This window comes from Syntrophorhabdaceae bacterium, from assembly GCA_028713955.1.
Lineage (GTDB): Bacteria > Desulfobacterota > Syntrophorhabdia > Syntrophorhabdales > Syntrophorhabdaceae > UBA5609.
In genome coordinates, this window is record JAQTNJ010000337.1 from 1 (window position 1) to 2,817 (window position 2,817).

The 2,817-nt window shown below is 47.1% G+C and carries 5 protein-coding genes; 2 read left to right on the forward strand and 3 right to left on the reverse strand.

Annotated features, from left to right (window positions below; translation table 11 throughout):
* Nucleotides 1–184: 184 nt before the first annotated feature.
* Together PHU49_16665 and PHU49_16670 are read left to right on the forward strand one after the other, a co-directional pair.
* On the forward strand, nucleotides 185–580 hold the full coding sequence (locus PHU49_16665; GenBank protein MDD5245643.1) for a response regulator: 396 nt from the start codon (nucleotides 185–187) through the stop codon (nucleotides 578–580).
* A gap of 127 nt (nucleotides 581–707) precedes the next feature.
* Nucleotides 708–1,022 carry a histidine kinase dimerization/phospho-acceptor domain-containing protein gene (locus PHU49_16670; protein MDD5245644.1) on the forward strand — a complete coding sequence of 105 codons (315 nt, stop codon included), beginning with the start codon at nucleotides 708–710 and terminating at the stop codon, nucleotides 1,020–1,022.
* Here PHU49_16670 and PHU49_16675 read toward each other — a convergent pair.
* The 3 genes from PHU49_16675 to PHU49_16685 all read right to left on the reverse strand — a co-directional run.
* Nucleotides 994–1,473 (reverse strand): DUF2569 family protein, encoded by a 480-nt coding sequence (locus PHU49_16675; protein ID MDD5245645.1) that lies wholly within the window; start codon nucleotides 1,471–1,473, stop codon nucleotides 994–996. The genes PHU49_16670 and PHU49_16675 overlap by 29 nt on opposite strands.
* Nucleotides 1,474–1,651: 178 nt before the next feature.
* Nucleotides 1,652–2,110: a hypothetical protein gene (locus PHU49_16680; GenBank protein ID MDD5245646.1), complete on the reverse strand. Its 459-nt coding sequence runs from the start codon at nucleotides 2,108–2,110 to the stop codon at nucleotides 1,652–1,654.
* Nucleotides 2,111–2,120: 10 nt separating this feature from the next.
* Nucleotides 2,121–2,817: 4Fe-4S binding protein (locus PHU49_16685; protein MDD5245647.1), on the reverse strand; the 697-nt coding region annotated here is incomplete at its 5' end.

The following is a 2,817-nucleotide window of genomic DNA, read 5'->3' on the forward strand; positions in this document are numbered from 1 at the left end:
TCCAGGGATTCACCAACGAGATCTGGATAACTTCTGGAAACGCTTTTGTACACCAGCCATATAATCGCGGCACCATCACCGTCGAATTAAACTACCGATTTCTCCTGACTGAAGACGCAAAACCCGGGATTTATGACTGGCCGCTTTCTATCTCATACCAGTATTTTTAAGGAGAACGCTCTTGATGGATAAAAAGAAGATCCTTCTTATTGACGATGAAGAGGACTTTTGTTTCTTTGTAAAACTGAACCTTGAAAGAACAGGGGAATACCAGGTCTTCACGGCCACGGACGGCATTGAAGGCATCAGGCTGGCGAAACAGCTTAAACCCGATCTCATATTCCTCGATATCGTCATGCCGAAGATGGACGGCGGGCGTGTTGCGGAGATCCTCCTTGAGGATGAATCAACGAAAAATATCCCCTTTGTTTTCGTTACGGCCATGATCAGCGATAATAACCTTGCGGGATATGGAGGGGAGATCGGTGGAAGGGATTTTATTACCAAGCCGGTCGTATCGAAGAATCTCATCGAAAAGATCGAGCAATATTACCCTGTCAAAAAGGAGTCGTGCCGTTAATCTGACCTACCCCGTATTATTGTACCAACTGTAAAACTGTTTAACCCGTATATTTATTATACATCTTGTAAGACTTTCCGGCAGAAAATATACTGTGAGGTAGATACTGAAGTGACCAGGAGGTCATTTGAAAGATCGGCCCCGAAAAGATCAGGAACTGCTCGAAGAAATATCTGACCTGAAACAGAGGATCAAGGAACTGGAACAAGAGGTAATGCTCATCCGGTCAGAAAATATTGCGTTTCTCGGGCAACTTTCCGCGAGGATCGCCCATGAGCTGAAAAACCCCCTCAGCATCATTCTTCAGGGAATCGCATATGTCCGGGCATCAGTTGAAGACGGCGTACTCATCGATGCCTGCGACAAGATCAAGAAAGGGGCTATCCGGGCAGATACGGCAATCCAGAACCTCCTCAGTTTTTTGAAACACCAGAGGGGTTGATATATGTCGCTTTCACCCTTTTAGACCTCATCAGGTAGAGATACCAGAGGGACAGGTAGAACATGACAACGAAATTATTGATCGAGGAGGTCTGCGCAACATCCGGGAAGCTTCCTTCTGAAATACCCACCATGGCAGGGAGAAATATCGAAAACAAAGAATAAAGGAAGGCGCTGATAAGGTATCGTTTCGCTGTGGTAACTGCATTCGGGACAATCCTCCAGAGGGACAGACCCGCGTAGATGCTGAATACTATCAGGCAGGTGCTGCATATACCGCCGATCAGTATAAGCCGGAATATCCCGGGGTGCTGGCCAAAATATGGCTTCGTCGCGTTGGTGATGGCGATGAGCGTCATAAACGCGCTGAAAGGGTCAAGTATTGTGAGGCATACACAGAGCAGCAGCAGCCATCCTTTTACCCCTTTATATTCTGTGTTCGTATTATTCAATATCTGCACCCTTTTTCATTAATCCCGTTCATTTTATATGTTATCAGAAAAAGGTCCCAGGGTATCCATAATGTTTGCTAATAAGTTTAATCGGCCGTTAAGATAAGCAGGTGAATGCAGTCTTTCCCGCAAGGCGTGTATTTATAGCGCCACGGGCAAGCCCGTGGGAATCTGCATATCAGTCCTTCTTCTTCAATTGTACCCTGACAACCCATCCGTTGTCGAGCTTCGCCGTTGTCACGATAGATATAACCAGCGGATTGACGCGGGTGAGCGAGGATTTCCCTGTCTTCGTATCTATTCGAATTGAGAAATCTTCTTTGCCGTCGCCGTTATAATCCACCGATTCCTCAATGACAGGCGGCAAGCCCGCGAGGGGTTCCCAGTTCAACTGAATAAAACCTTCACTCTTTTCACCGATGAGGGCGTCGAAGACAGGACGGTGGATAAATGCCCTGTACGAACCATGATCGACAGATTTCACAACCTCTCCTCCCGAATACACCGGGGAAATCTTGACCCCTGTGGCAGCAACAAGGGCGCGGCTGAAGAAACCACTTCCCAGGAATGTCGCAAAGACCACAATGATTGCTGCGACAGCCCACATATACCCGACGATCGATCGTATCTTCGGCATCAAACACACCTCATGAGATCATGCTCCCTGTTGTAACAAGCTTCAGGATCCTTATAATCCCATCCTGAATAATATGGGAGGAAAATATCGCGAGAAACAGGAAGGCAGCAAAAAGAAAAAGAAGACGATAGGTGTTCCTCTTTCCAGGGATATCGGTCCCTTTTATATGGTAGCTGATAGCGCCTTTCGGACAATTGTCGATGCATTTGCCGCACTTCATGCAGGTAATGCGGGTTCTGCCATGTTCGAGGCTCTCTTCGTTCATAGACAGGGTAGGACAAACCTGGATGCACCGTTTACACTTCACGCACTTCTCTTTGTCGATCCGCACGTCAAAGACGTTTATTTTATTTGTCAGCGACTGCATGGCGCCGAAAGGGCATAAAAACGCGCACTGCGTCCTCTTCTTTGTCAGGATAGGTAAAACGATCACAAGACCAATGAAAAGGCTGACAAAGATGATGGTTTGAATGAGGATCTTCGTTGAGGTAACAGCCTCAAACTCTGTTACCGCCTTGAAAGGACATAGCCAGCTACAATAGGTGGGGGAAAGGTAGGCTGCCGCGGCTAATGCTACAAGGAGGAGAACCGCGAAAGGAAGATATATCCATTTGGGGTTGATCTTTTTCATGACCGGTTTCTTGAGTACCCTTGAAAACCCGTCATCAAGACCACCGTAAAAACAACCCCAACTGCAGAACCCCCTT

Excerpts from the sequence above, each read along its gene's own strand:
- PHU49_16665 (MDD5245643.1), top strand. The coding sequence starts at position 185 with ATGGATAAAAAGAAGATCCTTCTTATTGACGATGAAGAGGACTTTTGT.
- PHU49_16680 (MDD5245646.1), bottom strand. The coding sequence starts at position 2,110 with ATGCCGAAGATACGATCGATCGTCGGGTATATGTGGGCTGTCGCAGCA.